General features: G+C 70.7%; 18 protein-coding genes and 1 riboswitch. Of the genes, 14 read left to right on the top strand and 4 right to left on the bottom strand.

Annotated features, from left to right (window positions below; all coding sequences use genetic code 11):
- Window positions 1-41 precede the first annotated feature (41 nt).
- On the top strand, window positions 42-812 hold the full coding sequence (locus tag ABT154_RS15080; protein WP_351857166.1) for an RDD family protein: 771 nt from the start codon (window positions 42-44) through the stop codon (window positions 810-812).
- 143 nt (window positions 813-955) lie between these two features.
- On the opposite strand, the gene ABT154_RS15075 is transcribed toward ABT154_RS15080, so the two are convergent.
- The gene (locus ABT154_RS15075; protein WP_351857164.1) at window positions 956-1,234 is read right to left on the bottom strand and encodes a hypothetical protein; all 279 of its coding nucleotides are present in this window, start codon (window positions 1,232-1,234) and stop codon (window positions 956-958) included.
- Window positions 1,235-1,561: 327 nt separating this feature from the next.
- On the opposite strand from ABT154_RS15075, the gene ABT154_RS15070 reads away from it, so the two are divergent.
- Both ABT154_RS15070 and ABT154_RS15065 read left to right on the top strand, forming a co-directional pair.
- Window positions 1,562-4,000, top strand: coding sequence for an immune inhibitor A domain-containing protein (locus ABT154_RS15070; protein WP_351857162.1), 2,439 nt, complete (start codon window positions 1,562-1,564; stop codon window positions 3,998-4,000).
- Window positions 4,001-4,132: 132 nt separating this feature from the next.
- Complete coding sequence (locus ABT154_RS15065; protein ID WP_351857160.1) at window positions 4,133-4,456, top strand: hypothetical protein; 324 nt, start codon at window positions 4,133-4,135, stop codon at window positions 4,454-4,456.
- On the opposite strand, the gene ABT154_RS15060 is transcribed toward ABT154_RS15065, so the two are convergent.
- Together ABT154_RS15060 and ABT154_RS15055 are read right to left on the bottom strand one after the other, a co-directional pair.
- The gene (locus tag ABT154_RS15060; protein WP_351857158.1) at window positions 4,453-5,052 is read right to left on the bottom strand and encodes an isochorismatase family protein; all 600 of its coding nucleotides are present in this window, start codon (window positions 5,050-5,052) and stop codon (window positions 4,453-4,455) included. The genes ABT154_RS15065 and ABT154_RS15060 overlap by 4 nt on opposite strands.
- A gap of 86 nt (window positions 5,053-5,138) precedes the next feature.
- A complete protein-coding gene (locus ABT154_RS15055; RefSeq protein ID WP_502969504.1) occupies window positions 5,139-6,518 on the bottom strand; it encodes a nicotinate phosphoribosyltransferase in 1,380 nt (459 codons plus the stop codon).
- A 115-nt stretch (window positions 6,519-6,633) separates the two neighbouring features.
- On the opposite strand from ABT154_RS15055, the gene clpS reads away from it, so the two are divergent.
- From clpS to ABT154_RS15005, 10 genes are all read left to right on the top strand, one after another.
- Window positions 6,634-6,939, top strand: a complete 306-nt coding sequence (gene clpS, locus ABT154_RS15050) for an ATP-dependent Clp protease adapter ClpS (protein WP_041129438.1) — start codon at window positions 6,634-6,636, stop codon at window positions 6,937-6,939.
- On the top strand, window positions 6,939-7,523 hold the full coding sequence (locus ABT154_RS15045; protein ID WP_351857156.1) for a DUF2017 domain-containing protein: 585 nt from the start codon (window positions 6,939-6,941) through the stop codon (window positions 7,521-7,523). The genes clpS and ABT154_RS15045 overlap by 1 nt, the downstream gene beginning before the upstream one ends.
- Window positions 7,524-7,844: 321 nt before the next feature.
- A complete protein-coding gene (locus ABT154_RS15040) occupies window positions 7,845-9,281 on the top strand; it encodes an amino acid permease (RefSeq protein WP_351857154.1) in 1,437 nt (478 codons plus the stop codon).
- A 76-nt stretch (window positions 9,282-9,357) separates the two neighbouring features.
- Window positions 9,358-9,786, top strand: a complete 429-nt coding sequence (locus ABT154_RS15035; RefSeq protein WP_317873756.1) for a M67 family metallopeptidase — start codon at window positions 9,358-9,360, stop codon at window positions 9,784-9,786.
- A gap of 8 nt (window positions 9,787-9,794) precedes the next feature.
- Window positions 9,795-9,911, top strand: a riboswitch (cobalamin riboswitch).
- 42 nt (window positions 9,912-9,953) lie between these two features.
- Entirely contained in the window at window positions 9,954-10,955 is a 1,002-nt protein-coding gene (locus tag ABT154_RS15030; protein WP_351857152.1) for an ABC transporter substrate-binding protein, read from the top strand.
- On the top strand, window positions 10,952-12,037 hold the full coding sequence (locus tag ABT154_RS15025; RefSeq protein WP_351857150.1) for a FecCD family ABC transporter permease: 1,086 nt from the start codon (window positions 10,952-10,954) through the stop codon (window positions 12,035-12,037). The genes ABT154_RS15030 and ABT154_RS15025 overlap by 4 nt, the downstream gene beginning before the upstream one ends.
- The gene (locus ABT154_RS15020; RefSeq protein WP_351857149.1) at window positions 12,034-12,819 is read left to right on the top strand and encodes an ABC transporter ATP-binding protein; all 786 of its coding nucleotides are present in this window, start codon (window positions 12,034-12,036) and stop codon (window positions 12,817-12,819) included. Before ABT154_RS15025 ends, ABT154_RS15020 begins: the two co-directional genes overlap by 4 nt.
- A gap of 44 nt (window positions 12,820-12,863) precedes the next feature.
- Window positions 12,864-12,980: a putative leader peptide gene (locus tag ABT154_RS15015; protein ID WP_317873752.1), complete on the top strand. Its 117-nt coding sequence runs from the start codon at window positions 12,864-12,866 to the stop codon at window positions 12,978-12,980.
- A gap of 92 nt (window positions 12,981-13,072) precedes the next feature.
- A complete protein-coding gene (locus ABT154_RS15010) occupies window positions 13,073-13,351 on the top strand; it encodes a MoaD/ThiS family protein (protein ID WP_317873751.1) in 279 nt (92 codons plus the stop codon).
- Window positions 13,352-13,356: 5 nt separating this feature from the next.
- Window positions 13,357-14,307, top strand: coding sequence for a PLP-dependent cysteine synthase family protein (locus ABT154_RS15005; RefSeq protein ID WP_351857146.1), 951 nt, complete (start codon window positions 13,357-13,359; stop codon window positions 14,305-14,307).
- Window positions 14,308-14,329: 22 nt separating this feature from the next.
- Here ABT154_RS15005 and ABT154_RS15000 read toward each other — a convergent pair whose 3' ends face one another.
- Window positions 14,330-14,830 carry a type II toxin-antitoxin system PemK/MazF family toxin gene (locus ABT154_RS15000; protein WP_351857144.1) on the bottom strand — a complete coding sequence of 167 codons (501 nt, stop codon included), beginning with the start codon at window positions 14,828-14,830 and terminating at the stop codon, window positions 14,330-14,332.
- 203 nt (window positions 14,831-15,033) lie between these two features.
- Between ABT154_RS15000 and ABT154_RS14995 the strand changes: the two genes are divergently transcribed.
- Window positions 15,034-15,786: an MBL fold metallo-hydrolase gene (locus tag ABT154_RS14995; protein WP_351857142.1), complete on the top strand. Its 753-nt coding sequence runs from the start codon at window positions 15,034-15,036 to the stop codon at window positions 15,784-15,786.
- Window positions 15,787-15,822: the final 36 nt, after the last annotated feature.

Below are 15,822 nucleotides of genomic sequence, written 5' to 3'. Positions count from 1 at the left end.
GATTCCTTGCGGGGCCGTCGTGCCCGGGATGCACTGCCCCCATGAGCACCGACCAGCCGCCGCCCGGCCAGCCGCCCGAGGAGGACCCGTTCCTCAAGAGGCCGCAGGAGCCCCCGCCGCCCTCCGCCGGCCAGCCTCCGCCGTCCGGGCCTCCGCCGGAGCCGCCGCCGGAGGGGCCCCCGCCGGGAGGTCCGCCGCCGGGCGATCCGTACGGCCCGACGGGCGGCTCTCCGTACGGATCCTCCGGCGGTTCCCCGTACGACGGGGGCGGCATGCCGCCCCCGCCCCCGTACGGCGGTGGCTACGGCGCCGGTTACGGCGGGTCGGATCCGCTCTCCGGGATGCCGCCGCTCGCCGCGTCCGGCAAGCGCTTCCTCGCCCGGTTCATCGACTGGCTGCTCATCGCGATCCCGCTGGCGATCATCGGCATCCCGTTCCACGTCTACTCGCGGGCGACCGAGAAGGGCAACGACTTCGGTGCCACGTTCAACAGCCTCAACGGCGGGAGCCAGCTGGCCTTCCAGCTGATCACGATCGTCGCGTACGTCGCGTACGACACGGTGATGACGGCCAAGAACGGCCAGACCCTCGGCAAGAAGTGGATGAAGCTGCGGGTCGCGATGCTCAACGACGGCTCGACGCCCCCGATGAACCAGTCGCTGCTGCGCGCCGTCGTGCTGTGGCTGCCTGCGCTGATCTGCTGCGCCTGCCTGTGGCCGCTGCTGATCCTGATCCTGATCCTGGTCGACAAGCCCTACAAGCAGGGTCTGCACGACAAGGCGGCGAAGACGGTGGTGGTCTCCGTCCCGTAGCGAGGGACGTGTGCTCACGCCCCGGACGGAGCACCCCGGACGAAGAGCCCCGGACGGAGCACCCCGGACGAAGAGCCCCGGACAGCGTCACGGACGAAGCGTCACGGACGAAGCGTCACGGACGAAGCGTCACGGACGAAGCATCATGAACCGGTCCGGGTATCGGCCCCGGCGCCCACGCGCGCGGCCGGTACCCGGACCGGTTCGTCCGCGGTGGGCGGGGTGACGCGCGCGGGGGTCTTGACGGCCGTCGTCCGCACCGGCATCGTCACCGCCACGAGCAGTCCGAGCAGCAGTCCGGCGAGGCTGATCACCGTGATGCCCAGCGTGGTCGTCGTGCGGGAGAGCAACAGCAGGGCGACGGTCGCGAGGACGACGGTGGCCGAACCGTAGGCGAGCTGCGCGGCGTTCGGACGCTGCATGACACGTACCGCCTTCTCAGGACAACGGTTCGACTGTATGACGGGTGGATGCCCGGGCGGAACCTAAGTAAGCGTCACCTCACCCGGAGCGCGGGTGCACGGGGGGCGCACGGAGTCACGGGCCACGTGATCTTCGTCTTCAGGTGCCCGTCGACCGTCCGATAATCGGAATTCATCTCCCGCATAGTGCAGTTGGTATGTGCAAGTCAAGATCTGTCTTTTCTTGTCTCACTCCGGTCGAATGTCGTCACTTGTGACGCGCGACCCCGCCGGACGGACACCCCACCTTCGGTCCCAGGGCGCGGGCGCCGGGGAGGACAACTTCAAGTGACCAACAGACGACGGGCGATCAGAGCGTCCGCAGTGGTTGTGGCGCTCGCGGCTACCGCCGCCACCGCCTCGACCTTCACCACCGCCTGGGCCGACAATCACGGCAGCGTGAACGCGGCCGATGTGCGTCACGATCCGGCGCCTGGCGCCGAGGTCGACAAGACGGCGGTCGACCACGACCTCGACGGTCCGTTCAGCAAGCAGCAGGCGCAGCAGCGACAGGCTGCCCTGGAGCAGGTGCTGAGCGGCGAGTCCAAGGTGGAGCGCCGTAACGGCTCCCAGGTCGTCAAGCTCGACAGCAAGAAGTACGTCGAGCTGGGCCGTGAGAAGACCGACAAGATCTTCACGATCCTCGTCGAGTTCGGTGACAAGGTGGACAACACCACCCTCGTCAACCGCGCCGACGACGACACGGACGAGCTGAAGCCGAAGTTCGGCGGCACGCCCGGCCCGCTGCACAACCGGATAGCCAAGCCCGACCGTGCGAACGACAACTCCACGGAATGGCAGGCCGACTACAACCAGCAGCACTTCCAGGACCTGTACTTCGGCACCGGCACGGACGCCAAGGGACAGCCCAAGCAGTCGCTGAAGACCTACTACGAGAAGACCTCGTCCGGCCGATACTCGGTCGACGGCGGCGTCTCCGACTGGGTCAAGGTCGAGTACAACGAGGCCCGTTACGGCTCGAACTACTGCGGCAACAGCAACTGCGCCAACGTCTGGGACGCCGTCCGTGACGGTGTCACGGCGTGGACCGCGGACCAGAAGGCCAAGGGCCGCACCGACGCCCAGATCAAGGCCGACCTGGCGCAGTACGACCAGTGGGACCGTTACGACTTCGACGGTGACGGCAACTTCAACGAGCCCGACGGCTACATCGACCACTTCCAGATCGTCCACGCGGGCGAGGACGAGTCGGCCGGCGGCGGCGCCGAGGGCACCAACGCCCTGTGGGCCCACCGCTGGTACGCCTACGGCACCAACGCGGGCAAGACCGGCCCGGCCGGCAACAAGGCCGGCGGCACGCAGATCGGTGACTCCGGCATCTGGGTCGGCGACTACACGATGCAGCCGGAGAACGGCGGACTCGGCGTCTTCGCGCACGAGTACGGCCACGACCTCGGCCTCCCGGACCTGTACGACACCTCGGGCCTCAAGGGCGCCGAGAACTCGACGGGCTTCTGGACGCTCATGTCCTCCGGTTCCTGGCTCGGCCGCGGCAAGGACGCCATCGGCGACATGCCCGGCGACATGAACGCCTGGGACAAGCTGCAGCTCGGCTGGCTGAACTACACCAAGGTCGCCAACGAGGCCCGCGCCTGGAACTCCACGCACAAGCTGGGCGTCTCGGAGTACAACACCAAGAACCCGCAGGCGCTCCTCGTCGAGCTGCCGAAGAAGCCGGTCACCACCGAGGTCGTCGCCCCCGCCGAGGGTGCGACGCAGTGGTGGAGCGGGATGGGTGACGACCTCAAGAACACCCTCACCCGTTCCGTCGACCTGACGGGCAAGACGTCCGCCTCCCTGGCGCTCCAGGGCTGGTACGACATCGAGGCCGACTACGACTACCTCTACGCCGAGGTGTCGACCGACGGCGGCGCGAGCTGGACGGCCCTGGACGGCACCGCCGACGGCGTGGCCCTCCCGCGTGACGCGAGCGGCGCCCCGGCGCTGACCGGTGTCTCGGGTGCGCAGAAGAAGCTCGTCTACGGCCTCGACGCCTACGCGGGCAAGAAGTTCGACCTCCGTCTCCGTTACCAGACGGACGGCGGCGCGGGCGGCAAGGGCTTCACGGCCGACGCCTTCGCGCTGACCGCCGACGGTGCCGCCCTGTTCTCCGACAACGTCGAGAACGGCGACAACGGCTGGGCCGCGAAGGGCTTCTCGCGGATCGGCAAGGGCTTCACGAAGGAGTACGAGCAGTACTACATCGCGGAGAACCGCCAGTACGTGTCGTACGACTCCACCCTCAAGACGGGCCCGTACAACTTCGGGTTCAAGGGTGACAAGGCCGGCTGGGTCGAGCACTACCCGTACCAGAACGGTCTGCTGGTCTGGAAGTGGGACCTCTCCCAGAAGGACAACAACACCGCGACCCACCCGGGCAGCGGCCTCATCCTTCCGGTCGACGCCCACCCCACCCCGCTGAAGTGGTCGAACGGCACCCTGATGCGCAACCGCGTCCAGGCGTACGACTCCACCTTCGGCACCTACCGCACCGACGGTCTGCTGCTCCACAACCAGGACGTCCCGACGTGGGTCGCGTCGCAGCCGGGCAACCCGGTCTTCGACGACCGCAAGGGCACCTACTGGTACCCCGAGACGGCGCGTGCCGGTGTCCAGGTAACTGACACCAACACGAAGATCCAGGTCGTCAAGGAGCCGAAGAACGGCGAGACGATCACGGTCCGCGTGGGCCCGTCCACCAAGTAATCGGTAAAACTGCAGGTCAAATCATGATCGGCCGTCGCCCCCTAGCGGGCGGCGGCCGATCGTGTTTAGGTGCGTCTGACAGTTCTCGAAGCAGTTCTTATTGACAGTCGATCCACGGGGGAGTGGTTCCGCATGCCCAACGGAGGGTTCTGCAAACTGCCGGGAGGCAGTGTCGTCGTCGCCATAGGGCTGCCGAGCCCGGCCCGCGACGGGGCCACCGTCCGCTTCCTCGTCCATGCCGCGAACCGCGCCCGCGCCCTGACCCGGCTGCGGAACCTCGGGCTGCGTGCGGTCTACCTCAGGGGCAACAGCGAGCCGCCCACGCCCGACGAGGTCACGGCCGTCCTGCACCACCCGGACGGGCTGCTGTGGAGATCCACCCCGGGCGCCGCCCAGGAGCTCTGGCACCCCGTACGGTCCCTCCCCAGGGAACCCGTGGCGCAAGGCCCCCGCTAAGCCACCGCGGGCTTCCCGGTCAGTTGCACGCCCGCCGTCCGCAGCTCCTCCAGGGCCCGGTCCGTCGCCTCCTTCGCGACGCCCGCCGTCAGATCGAGCAGCACATGGGTCCGGAACCCCTCCCGGGCCGCGTCCAGGGCCGTCGCCCGCACACAGTGGTCGGTCGCGATGCCCACGACGTCGACCTCGGTGACCTCGTGCTCCCGCAGCCACTCCGCGAGCGTCCGCCCGTTCTCGTCGCGCCCCTCGAAACCGCTGTACGCGGCGTCGTAGGCGCCCTTGTCGAAGACGGCGTCGATCGCCCCGCTGGCGACCGCCGGCGCGAAGTTCGGATGGAAGCCGACCCCCTCCGTCCCGGCCACGCAGTGCACCGGCCAGGAGGTGACGTAGTCCGGCTCCTGGCCGGGCGCGGCGAAGTGCGCGCCCGGATCGACGTGGTGGTCACGGGTGGCGACCACATGCTGGTAGGAGGTGCCCGCCGTCTGGCCGACCAGGTCGGTGATCGCGGCGGCGACGTCCGCGCCCCCGGCCACCGCGAGGCTGCCGCCCTCGCAGAAGTCGTTCTGAACGTCCACAACGATCAATGCGCGGTGCATGGCGGGTGTCCTTAGCGCGTCGGGGAGGGGCGGGTTCGAGCCTAGGCTCTGGCCCCGCCCACCGGGAGGGGGCGTCGGCACGCGTCTTATACGTACTCCGTCGGCAGGACCGGCTCACCCCGAGAGAGCTGGATGGCCGACATCGGCAGCCCGGCGCGGGCCGTGATGTGCCGGGCCCTGGCCGCGTCGAGAGGCTCCCTGGCCACCACGTCACCGCCCTTGACCAGCTCGACGAGCAGCTGGTGGTCGGCGAGCTCCGGCGGCACCGGCCCGGTGCCGACCACCTCCGCCTCGGCGATCCCGGCCGCGTCGGGACGGCGCGCCGCCCACTTGCGCCCGCCGACCGAGGCCTTGCCGCCCAGCGACTTCTTGGCCACCGCGGTGAGCGGCGCCCGGGGGTCGGCCGAGCCGGCCCGCGCGACCAGCTTGTAGACCATCGAGCAGGTCGGGTGGCCGCTCCCGGTGACCAGCTGCGTCCCCACCCCGTACGCGTCGACCGGGGCCGCGGCCAGCGAGGCGATGGCGTACTCGTCGAGGTCCGAGGTGACGACGATCCGGGTGTCCGTGGCGCCCAGCTCGTCGAGCTGCGCCCGCACCCGGTGCGCGACGAGCAGCAGGTCGCCGGAGTCGATCCGGACGGCCCCGAGCTCGGGCCCGGCGACCTCCACGGCGGTCCGGACGGCCTCGGCCACGTCGTAGGTGTCGACGAGCAGGGTCGTGCCGCGTCCGAGGGTCTCGACCTGCGCGCGGAAGGCGTCCCGCTCGCTGTCGTGGAGGAGGGTGAAGGCGTGGGCGGAGGTGCCGACGGTCGGGATGCCGTACCGGAAGCCGGCCGCGAGGTCCGAGGTGGCCCCGAAGCCGCCGACGTACGCGGCGCGGGAGGCGGCGACGGCCGCCAGCTCGTGGGTGCGCCGGGCGCCCATCTCGATCAGCCGGCGCCCGCCGGCCGCCGCCGACATGCGGGAGGCCGCGGCGGCGATGGCCGAGTCGTGGTTGAGGATCGAGAGGATCACCGTCTCCAGGAGCACGCACTCCGCGAAGGAGCCCTCGACGCGCAGCACGGGCGAGCCGGGGAAGTACACCTCGCCCTCGGGGTAGCCCCAGATGTCGCCGGAGAAGCGGTAGCGCGCCAGCCACTCCAGGGTCGGCTCGTCGACGATGCCGCGCTCGCGCAGGAAGCCGAGGACGGCGGGGTCGAAACGGAAGTTCTCGACGGCGTCCAGGACCCGGCCGACACCCGCGAGGACGCCGTAGCGCCTGCCCTCGGGCAGCCGTCGGGTGAAGACCTCGAAGACGGAGTGCCGGTCGGCGGTGCCGGCCCTGAGGGCGCCCTGGAGCATGGTCAGCTCGTACTGATCGGTGAAGAGCGCGGTCGACGGCACGCCCACCCGTCGCCCGCCACCGCCCTTCGGTGGATGCGCTTCGCGCGCTTCTTCATCCGGCAGCCCAAGGTCCGCAGCGTTCATGGCAGCGATGCTAGCGCAGAAATCGTCAGAGTGACGATTTCTCTCGCCGTACGCGTTCCGCCGTGGGCGCGCCCCGTTTGTGCGACGGGGGCCCAGGGGTGACAACATGGGGTGAGTGAGCGTCGCGCCTATTGAGATCGAACGTACGGAATCGGCCGAGGAGGTCTCCGCGGTCGTCGAACCGGATGTGCCCTGGGTGACCCTTGTGCACAACGATCCGGTCAACCTGATGAGCTACGTGGAGTACGTCTTCCAGTCGTACTTCGGATACTCCAAGGACAAGGCGCACAAGCTGATGCTTGACGTGCACAACAAGGGCCGCGCGGTGGTGTCCAGCGGCACCCGCGAGGAGATGGAGCGCGACGTGCAGGCGATGCACGGCTACGGCCTGTGGGCCACTCTCTCCCAGGACCGCTTCTGATGGCCGGGCACTTCGAGACGCTGCCCGGCGGCGGTGCGGCCGTCGCCCTCGACGACGTCGAGATCTCCATCCTCCGCTCCCTCGCCGTCCAGCTCATGGAGCTGATCGGTCCCGGCGACGAACCCGCGCCGGACGCGGACCCGCTGGCCGCGCTCTTCGCCGAGGGGCCGAGTGAGCCGCCGTCCGACCCGGCGCTCAAGCGCCTCTTCCCCGACGCGTACGGGGACGACAGCGAGGAGCTGCGGGCCGCCGCCTCCGACTTCCGCCGCTACACCGAGAACGACCTGCGGGCCCGCAAGCGTGAGGACGCCCTCGTCGTGGTGCGCGCCCTGGACTCCCTCTCCGCCGACGCGGCGGGCGAGGGCGGCGCGGTCCTCAAGCTGACCCCGGACGAGTCCCGGTCCTGGCTCGGCGCGCTCAACGACCTCAGGCTGACCATCGGCACCCGTCTGGACGTCACGGACGACGAGGAGAGCGAGCAGCTCTACCGGCTGCCCGACTCCGACCCCCGCAAGCCGATGGTGATGGCGTACCTCTGGCTGGGGGCGCTGCAGGAGTCGCTCGTCGCGACGCTGCTGTCGTAGCACCAGCCGCACCCGGCGACATGTTCGCTCAGCGGACGCTCAAATCCGGATAACGAATGAGTTATCAGAGCGTCCGCTTTGTCGTCTTGCATCCCTTTTCCCCGCCGTTTTTTGTGGCGTGCGCCACACGCAACTCCGTCGATCACACCCCACCCCGTGATAAATCTTCACGACCGCTCGGGGACGCCACCCCTGTTCCCGAGGGCGCTTTGGCCGGCTGACCGCCGGTGGCACTCCATCCATATCCGGGGGGATCAGGAACTGGTCCGCGGCAGACGCACTCGCAGTCGCGCGGATCGGCATGGAGAAAGGCGCACCACCATGACCTCTGTGCAGGTCGACAAGCAGCACGACGGCGACGAGGCCGCGGACTCCGCACCGGGCGAGGGCTACCACCGGGCACTCGGCGCCCGTCAGATCCAGATGATCGCGATCGGCGGCGCCATCGGCACCGGTCTCTTCCTCGGCGCCGGCAAGGGCATCTCCATCGCGGGACCGAGCCTGATCCTCGCGTACGCGATCGCGGGCCTGGTCATCTTCTTCATCATGCGGGCGCTCGGCGAACTCCTCATGTACCGCCCGGTCTCGGGCTCCTTCTCGGAGTACGCACGCGAGTTCATCGGCCCCTTCGCGGGCTTCGTGACCGGCTGGACGTACTGGCTCTTCTGGGTCGTCACCGGCATCACCGAGGTCACCGCCGCGGCCACCTACATGACGTACTGGTGGGACATCCCCCAGTGGCTCTCCGCCCTGGCCTTCACCGTGATCCTCTACGGCGCCAACCTGATCTCCGTGAAGCTCTTCGGTGAGCTGGAGTTCTGGTTCTCCATGGTCAAGGTCACCGCCATCGTCGGCATGATCCTGATCTGCGCCGGCATCCTCACCCTGGGCTTCTCCGACGCCGGCGACACCGCGTCCGTGACCCACCTGTGGGACCTCGGCGGCTTCTTCGCCGGCAAGGACGGCATCGGCTCGACCCTGATGACCCTCCAGATGGTCATGTTCGCCTTCCTCGCCGTCGAGCTGGTCGGCGTCACCGCGGGCGAGTCCAAGGACCCGAAGGCGGTCCTGCCGAAGGCGATCAACACCGTGCCGTGGCGCATCGCCGTCTTCTACGTCGGCGCGCTGATCATGATCCTGTCGGTGGTGCCGTGGACCGAGTTCCAGCCGGGCGTCTCCCCGTTCGTCGCCGCCTTCGAGAAGATGGGCCTCGGCGTCGGCGCCGCGATCGTGAACTTCGTCGTGCTGACCGCCGCGCTCTCCTCCTGCAACTCCGGCATGTACTCCACCGGCCGCATGCTGCGCGACCTCGCGCTCAACGGCCAGGGCCCGAAGGCCTTCACCAGGCTGACGAGGAGCGGCACCCCGCTGGTCGGCACCACGGTCTCCGCCGCACTGATGACGGTGGGCGTCTGGATCAACTACCAGTGGCCCGGCGAGGCGTTCAACTACGTCGTCTCCTTCGCCACCATCTCCGGCATGTGGGCCTGGATCGTCATCCTGATCTGCCAGATCCGCTACCGCCTCAAGGCCGACCGGGGCGAGCTGCCCCACTCCTCCTTCAAGGCGCCCGGCGGCATCTGGTTCAGCGTCTTCTCGCTCTCCTTCATCGGCATGGTCGTGGTGACGATGGGCATGGACAAGGACAACCGCGTGGCGCTGTACGGCGCCCCCGTGTGGGGCCTGCTCCTCGCCGTCGCCTATCTGGTCCTCAAGGCCCGCGACCCCGAGGGCGCGGCCTTCGCCAAGCGCTCCTGACCTGCGAGGTCTCAGCATCCGGGCCGTTCTGTACCAGTTCTCGGTACGGAACGGCCCGTCTGCTTATCCTGTCGGCATGCTGACCATCACCCGTGCCCTGTACGACCAGATCGTGGAACACTCCCGCGCGGACCACCCCGACGAGGCCTGCGGCGTGGTCGCGGGACCGGTCGGCAGCGGCCGTCCCGAGCGGTTCATCCCGATGCTGAACGCCGCCCGCTCGCCCACGTTCTACGAGTTCGACTCCGCGGACCTGCTCAAGCTCTACCGCGACATGGACGACCGGGACGAGGAGCCCGTCATCGTCTACCACTCGCACACCGCGACCGAGGCCTACCCGTCCCGTACGGACATCTCCTACGCGAACGAGCCGCAGGCCCACTACGTCCTCGTCTCCACCGCCGACGCCGACGGCGCCGGGCCCTTCCAGTTCCGCTCCTTCAGCATCGTCGAAGGCGTCGTGACCGAGGAGGACGTGAAGGTCGTCGAGGAGTACGACGCCTGAGAGACTGACCGGACCAACGGGCGGCAGGGCCCAGGAAGCCGGTGCGAATCCGGCACGGTCCCGCCACTGTGACCGCCTCCTCCGGGAGGCGGAAGCCAGGAACTGGCCTGCCGCCTTCTCAGCACCGATCGGGGACGTGGAAATCCCCGGAGGAGGCACGTTCCGTCATGTCCCGGCCCCGCCGCGCCCAGCTCCGTAGTCCTCGGTCCCGCCGCCCCCTGCTGTCCGCCGCCGCCCTGCTCCCGCTGCTCGCCGCCTGCTCGGCCCCCGCGGCGCAGACCCCCGCCGCGAAGGCCGCCCCGGGATTCCCGTACACCGTCACCAACTGCGGTGTGCAGACGACCTACCAGGCCCCGCCGACGCGCGCGGTCACCATGAACCAGCACGTCACCGAGATCATGCTCGCCCTCGGCCTGGAGAAGTCCCTCGTCGGCACCGCCTACCTCGACGACGCGATCCTCCCCGCGTACAAGAAGGCCTACGACTCCGTCCCGGCCCTCGCGAAGGAGTACCCCTCCAAGGAGGCCCTGCTCGCCGCGAACCCCGACTTCGTGTACGGCGGTTACTCCTCCGCCTTCGCCGCCGAGGACGGCCGGAGCCGGGACGACCTCGCGCGCGCCGGCATCGACACCCGGCTCGACACCGAGTACTGCCCCTCCGGGTCGACCTCCGTCGACGACCTCTACCGCGAAGTCCGCGAGACCGGCCGGACCTTCGGCGTCCCCGACCGGGCCGAGGCCTGGATCCGCGAGGCCCGCGCGACCCTCGACGCCACCGGGAAGCGCGTCGAGGGCGTCGAGCCGGTCTCCGTCCTCGTCTACGACAGCGGCGACAAGACCGCGTTCACCGCGGGCGGCAAGGGCATCGGCAACGAGATCATCACCCGCGCCGGCGGCCGGAACGTCGTCGCCGACCTCGACAAGCCCTTCGGCGACGCCACCTGGGAACAGGTCGTGGCCCGCGCGCCCGAGGTCGTCGTCCTCTACGACTACGGCTCCACCACCGTCGAACAGAAGAAGAAGCGGCTCCTCGACGACCCGGCCCTGAAGGACGTCCCCGCGATCAGGAACCGCCGCTTCGCCGTCATGCCCCTCTCGGACACCGTCCTCGGAGTCCGCGTCCCCGCGGCCGTCGGCAAGCTGGCCGCCCAGCTCCACCCCGCGCGATGAGCACGGCCGTCCGCGAGCCCGGGACCCCGGCGCGCGTCCGGGCCCCGGCCCCCGCCCGCCCCCTCCGGTACGCCCTCGTCGCCACCGGACTCCTCGTCGCCCTGGCCCTCGCCGCGCTCGCCTCACTGGCCCTCGGCTCCGTCCGCATCCCGCCCGGCCAGGTGCTCGACGCCCTCACCGGGCGCGCCGGGCCCTCCCCGTACCGGACGATCGTCCTCGACGTACGGCTGCCCCGGGTCCTGCTCGGCGCGGTCGTCGGCGCCGGGCTCGCCGTCGTCGGTGCCGTCCTCCAGGCCCTCGTCCGCAACCGGCTCGCCGACCCCTTCCTCCTCGGGATCTCCTCCGGCGCCTCCGCCGGCGCCGTCCTCGTCCTGGTCCTGGGCGGGGGAGCGGGCCTCGTCGGCGGGGTGACCACCGCCGTCGCGCTGCCCGCCGGGGCCTTCGCCGGCGCCCTGCTCGCCCTCGTCCTCGTCTACGGGCTCGCCCGCCACGGCGGCACCATGACCGGCACCCGGCTCGTCCTCGCCGGGGTCGCCGTCTCCTACGTCCTGTCCGCGCTGGCCACCCTGCTCCTGGTCGTCGCCGGACGCCCCGAGCAGTTCCAGGAGGCCATGTTCTGGTCCCTCGGCGGCCTCGGCAGCGCCCGCTGGGACACCCTCGCCCTGCCCACCGCCGTCCTCGTCCTCGGCGTCGGCGTCCTCCTCACCCTCGCCCGCCCGCTCGACCTGCTCCTCGTCGGCGAGGAGGGCGCCACCGTCCTGGGCCTGGACACCGCCCGCTTCCGCGCCGCCGTCTTCGTCCTCGCCTCCCTCGTCACCGCCGTCATGGTCGCCGCGAGCGGCGCCGTCGGCTTCGTCGGCCTGATGGCCCCGCACGCCGCCCGGCTCGCGGTCGGCGCCCCGCACCGCCGCCTCCTCCCGGTCGCCGCGCTCGGCGGCGCGCTCGCCCTGGTCCTCGCCGACCTCGCCGCCCGGACCGTCGCCGCGCCCCAGGACATCCCGGTCGGCGTCCTCACCGCGCTCACCGGAGGACCGTTCTTCCTCTGGCTGATGCGCCGCCGCCCGGACGGAGCCGCCCCGTGACCGAACTGCGCCTGCACGGGCTCTCGTACGAGGACCGGCTCCGCGCCGCCGACCTCACCGTCCGCCCCGGCGAGACCGTCGGCCTCATCGGCCCCAACGGCAGCGGCAAGACCACCCTTCTGCGCTGCGTCTACGGCACCCTCGTCCCCACCTCCGGCCGCGCCCTCCTGGACGGCGACGACCTCCACGCCATCGGGCCCAAGGCCCGTGCCCGCCGCGTCGCCACCGTCCCGCAGGACAGCGCCACCGAGTTCGAACTGACCGTCCGCGAGCTGGTCGCCCTCGGCCGCTCCCCGCACAAACGGTTCTGGGAGGGGGACACCGGCGCCGACCGCGAGCGCGCCGGGGCCGCGCTCGCCCGTGTCGGCCTCGTGGAGCTCGCCGACCGCCCGTACCCCACCCTGTCCGGCGGCGAACGCCAACGCGCCCTGGTCGCCCGCGCCCTCGTCCAGGACCCGGCCCTGCTCGTCCTCGACGAACCCACCAACCACCTGGACATCCGGCACCAGCTCGACATCCTCGCCCTGGTCCGGGGCCTGGGCACCACCAACCTGCTCGCGCTGCACGACCTCAACCTCGCGGGGGCGTACTGCGACCGGCTCTACGTGCTTGAGCGCGGCCGGGTGGTCACCGGCGGCACCCCCGCCGAGGTCCTCACCCCGGCCCTGCTGGAGGCCGTCTACGGGGTGGACGCCGAGGTCATCCCGCATCCCAGGACCGGCAGCCCGACCGTCCTCTACCAGCACCGTCCGGCAGATGGTCACAAACTATCCACCATGTGAGATCACATTCCGGAACCCGGACCGGGAATCGATACGATGAGCCCATGGTTTCCCACGACGTGAGCGAAGAGACCCCGGGCACGGTCATGCTCGTCGGCCGCCTGCACGTCGACCTGTGCCGCCTCGCCAGCGCGATCTGTCCTGCCCGCGCCGCGCTCTGAGCAACCGGCCGAGCGCACTTCCGCACGACCCCCCTCCGCGCGGGGGCCCCAGCAGCGCGCCCATCACGCCACTTCCGACAGGAGCCCACGCCATGGCCATCGAGGTCCGCATCCCGACCATCCTCCGCACCTACACCGACGGTGCCAAGGCCGTCGAGGGCAGCGGCGAGACCCTCGCCAAGCTCTTCACCGACCTGGAGACGCGCCACCCCGGGATCGAGGCCCGCATCGTCGACGACGGCAAGCTCCGCCGCTTCGTCAACGTCTACCTCAACGACGAGGACGTCCGCTTCCTCGACGGCATCGACACCAAGCTCACCGACGGCGACAACGTCACGATCCTGCCGGCCGTCGCCGGCGGCATGGTCTGATCCACATGCGCTACGACTCCTCGCTGGCGGCGGTCGGCAACACCCCGCTGGTCCGCCTCCCCCGGCTCTCGCCCTCGGACGACGTCCGCATCTGGGCGAAGCTGGAGGACCGCAACCCGACCGGCTCGGTCAAGGACCGCCCCGCGCTCCACATGATCGAGCAGGCGGAGAAGGACGGCCGCCTCACCCCCGGCTGCACCATCCTGGAGCCGACCAGCGGCAACACCGGCATCTCCCTCGCCATGGCCGCCAAGCTCAAGGGCTACCGCATCGTCTGCGTCATGCCCGAGAACACCAGCGAGGAGCGCCGCCAACTGCTCGCCATGTGGGGCGCGGAGATCGTCTCGTCCCCCGCGGCGGGCGGCTCCAACACGGCGGTGCGCGTCGCCAAGGAGCTCGCCGCCGAGAACCCGTCCTGGGTGATGCTCTACCAGTACGGCAACCCGCACAACGCCGGCGCCCACTACGCCACCACGGGCCCGGAGATCCTCGCCGACCTGCCCTCCATCACCCACTTCGTGGCCGGCCTCGGCACCACCGGCACCCTCATGGGCGTCGGCCGCTATCTGCGCGAGCACAAGCCCGATGTCAAGATCGTCGCCGCCGAGCCGCGCTACGACGATCTCGTCTACGGCCTGCGGAACCTCGACGAGGGCTTCGTACCGGAGCTGTACGACGCCTCCGTCCTCACCACCCGCTTCTCCGTCGGCTCCGCCGACGCCGTCACCCGCACCCGCGAACTCCTCCAGCAGGAGGGCATCTTCGCGGGCGTGTCCACGGGCGCGGCCCTGCACGCGGCCATCGGCATGGGCAACAAGGCCCTGAAGGCGGGCGAGAGCGCGGACATCGCCTTCGTCGTCGCCGACGGCGGCTGGAAGTACCTGTCGACCGGCCTCTACACGGCGGCGACCACGGAAGAGGCGATCGCGGCGGTCCAGGGCCAGCTCTGGGCGTAGCCGCCCATGTGCCCGTAGAGCGTCAGTGCGCCAGATGGCGGACCTGGTCCCACACGACCGGGTCCGCCGTTCCCACTCTGCGGCGGAAGTCCGTCACCGGCACCTCCCGCAGCTCGTCCGTCTCCAGGAAGCTCGGCCGCCCCTGCGCGTCGCCCACCGCCCCCGGCGGCAGCGCGATCACCCCGGGCCGCTCGTCGTGGTACTTGCTGGTGATCTTGGCGACCAGCGCCCGGTCCCCGCGCAGCGACAGCACCAGACACGGCCGGTCCTTCGAACCCGGGCCGTCCTCGAACGGCACCTCGGCCCACCAGATCTCCGTCGGCCTCGGCAGCCGCGCCGGAGCCTTCCGCGGCCCCGAAGGCGCGCGCGGGGGACGGCCCGGCGGCCGGGTCCGCCCCGAGGGCCGCCGTTCCGGCCGCCGCGCCTCCGGCCGGCGCGACGAACGCTTCCGTCCGTCGGCGAGCGCCACGACCAGCGCGATCACCACGACCGCGGCCAGCGCGGGCCACCATGACGTGTCCATACCTCAAGACGGTACCGGCGCCCCGCCGACCGCGCCGACGCGCCCCGCCATCCATCCGAACCGGTGACAGAGCCCGTGAGTTCGCCCACAACGGGCCACCACGAAGGACCGACAGGCCCGGGTGCGCCTTACGCTCGACTGACCGCACAGCCTCCCCCTTCCTCAGCGCGCTTTCCGTATCCGTCCACGGAGGTTCACGCTCCATGAAGCTCACCGTCGTCGGCTGCTCCGGGTCGTTCCCGTCCGCGGATTCGGCCTGTTCGAGCTACCTCGTCGAGGCCGACGGCTTCCGGCTGCTCCTCGACATGGGCAACGGCGCCCTCGGCGAGCTGCAGCGGCACATCGGTCTGTACGACCTCGACGCGATCTTCCTCAGCCATCTGCACGCCGACCACTGCATCGACATGTGCGGGTACTTCGTCGCCCGCTACTACCGGCACGAGGGCGGGCGCTGCGACGCGATCCCCGTCTACGCGCCGGAGGGTGCCGAGCAGCGGCTGACCACGGCGTACGCGGACACCCCTTCGCCCACCTCGATGAGCGAGGTCTTCGACTTCCACACCCTGAAGTCGGGCGCCTTCGAGATCGGCCCGTTCTCCGTGCGTACGGAGAAGGTGTGCCATCCGGTCGAGGCGTACGGCATCCGCGTCGAGCACGAGGGCCGCTCGCTCACGTACTCCGGGGACACCGGGACCTGCGAGGCGCTGCACGAGCTGGCCGAGGGGACCGACCTCTTCCTCTGCGAGGCCTCCTTCACCCACGGCAAGGAGGACGTCCCGGCCCTCCACCTCAACGGCAGGGAGGCGGGTGCCGAGGCGGCCCGCTCCTCGGTGGGCCGGCTCGTCCTCACCCACATCCCGCCGTGGACCGACGCCGAACGGAACCTGGCGGACGCGCGCGAGGTGTACGCGGGGCCGTCGGAGCTGGCGCGGCCGGGTGCGGTCTACGAGATCTGAGCTTTCGTACGCGTACGGGGAAGGCCCCGGAACCAT

Origin of the sequence: Streptomyces sp. NPDC001728 (genome assembly GCF_040297565.1) — a bacterium.
GTDB lineage: Bacteria > Actinomycetota > Actinomycetes > Streptomycetales > Streptomycetaceae > Streptomyces.
Note: the sequence above shows the minus strand (reverse complement) of the source record. Positions and strands in the feature narration are given on the sequence as shown.

What these genes read in the sequence shown, in the direction of transcription:
- ABT154_RS15030 (WP_351857152.1), top strand. Translation starts at nt 9,954, where the DNA reads ATGTCCCGGCCCCGCCGCGCCCAGCTCCGTAGTCCTCGGTCCCGCCGC.
- ABT154_RS15010 (WP_317873751.1), top strand. Translation starts at nt 13,073, where the DNA reads ATGGCCATCGAGGTCCGCATCCCGACCATCCTCCGCACCTACACCGAC.
- ABT154_RS15000 (WP_351857144.1), bottom strand. Translation starts at nt 14,830, where the DNA reads ATGGACACGTCATGGTGGCCCGCGCTGGCCGCGGTCGTGGTGATCGCG.
- ABT154_RS15060 (WP_351857158.1), bottom strand. Translation starts at nt 5,052, where the DNA reads ATGCACCGCGCATTGATCGTTGTGGACGTTCAGAACGACTTCTGCGAG.
- ABT154_RS15075 (WP_351857164.1), bottom strand. Translation starts at nt 1,234, where the DNA reads ATGCAGCGTCCGAACGCCGCGCAGCTCGCCTACGGTTCGGCCACCGTC.
- ABT154_RS15080 (WP_351857166.1), top strand. Translation starts at nt 42, where the DNA reads ATGAGCACCGACCAGCCGCCGCCCGGCCAGCCGCCCGAGGAGGACCCG.
- ABT154_RS15035 (WP_317873756.1), top strand. Translation starts at nt 9,358, where the DNA reads ATGCTGACCATCACCCGTGCCCTGTACGACCAGATCGTGGAACACTCC.
- ABT154_RS15055 (WP_502969504.1), bottom strand. Translation starts at nt 6,518, where the DNA reads ATGAACGCTGCGGACCTTGGGCTGCCGGATGAAGAAGCGCGCGAAGCG.
- ABT154_RS14995 (WP_351857142.1), top strand. Translation starts at nt 15,034, where the DNA reads ATGAAGCTCACCGTCGTCGGCTGCTCCGGGTCGTTCCCGTCCGCGGAT.
- ABT154_RS15040 (WP_351857154.1), top strand. Translation starts at nt 7,845, where the DNA reads ATGACCTCTGTGCAGGTCGACAAGCAGCACGACGGCGACGAGGCCGCG.
- ABT154_RS15065 (WP_351857160.1), top strand. Translation starts at nt 4,133, where the DNA reads ATGCCCAACGGAGGGTTCTGCAAACTGCCGGGAGGCAGTGTCGTCGTC.
- ABT154_RS15045 (WP_351857156.1), top strand. Translation starts at nt 6,939, where the DNA reads ATGGCCGGGCACTTCGAGACGCTGCCCGGCGGCGGTGCGGCCGTCGCC.
- ABT154_RS15005 (WP_351857146.1), top strand. Translation starts at nt 13,357, where the DNA reads ATGCGCTACGACTCCTCGCTGGCGGCGGTCGGCAACACCCCGCTGGTC.
- ABT154_RS15015 (WP_317873752.1), top strand. Translation starts at nt 12,864, where the DNA reads ATGGTTTCCCACGACGTGAGCGAAGAGACCCCGGGCACGGTCATGCTC.
- ABT154_RS15025 (WP_351857150.1), top strand. Translation starts at nt 10,952, where the DNA reads ATGAGCACGGCCGTCCGCGAGCCCGGGACCCCGGCGCGCGTCCGGGCC.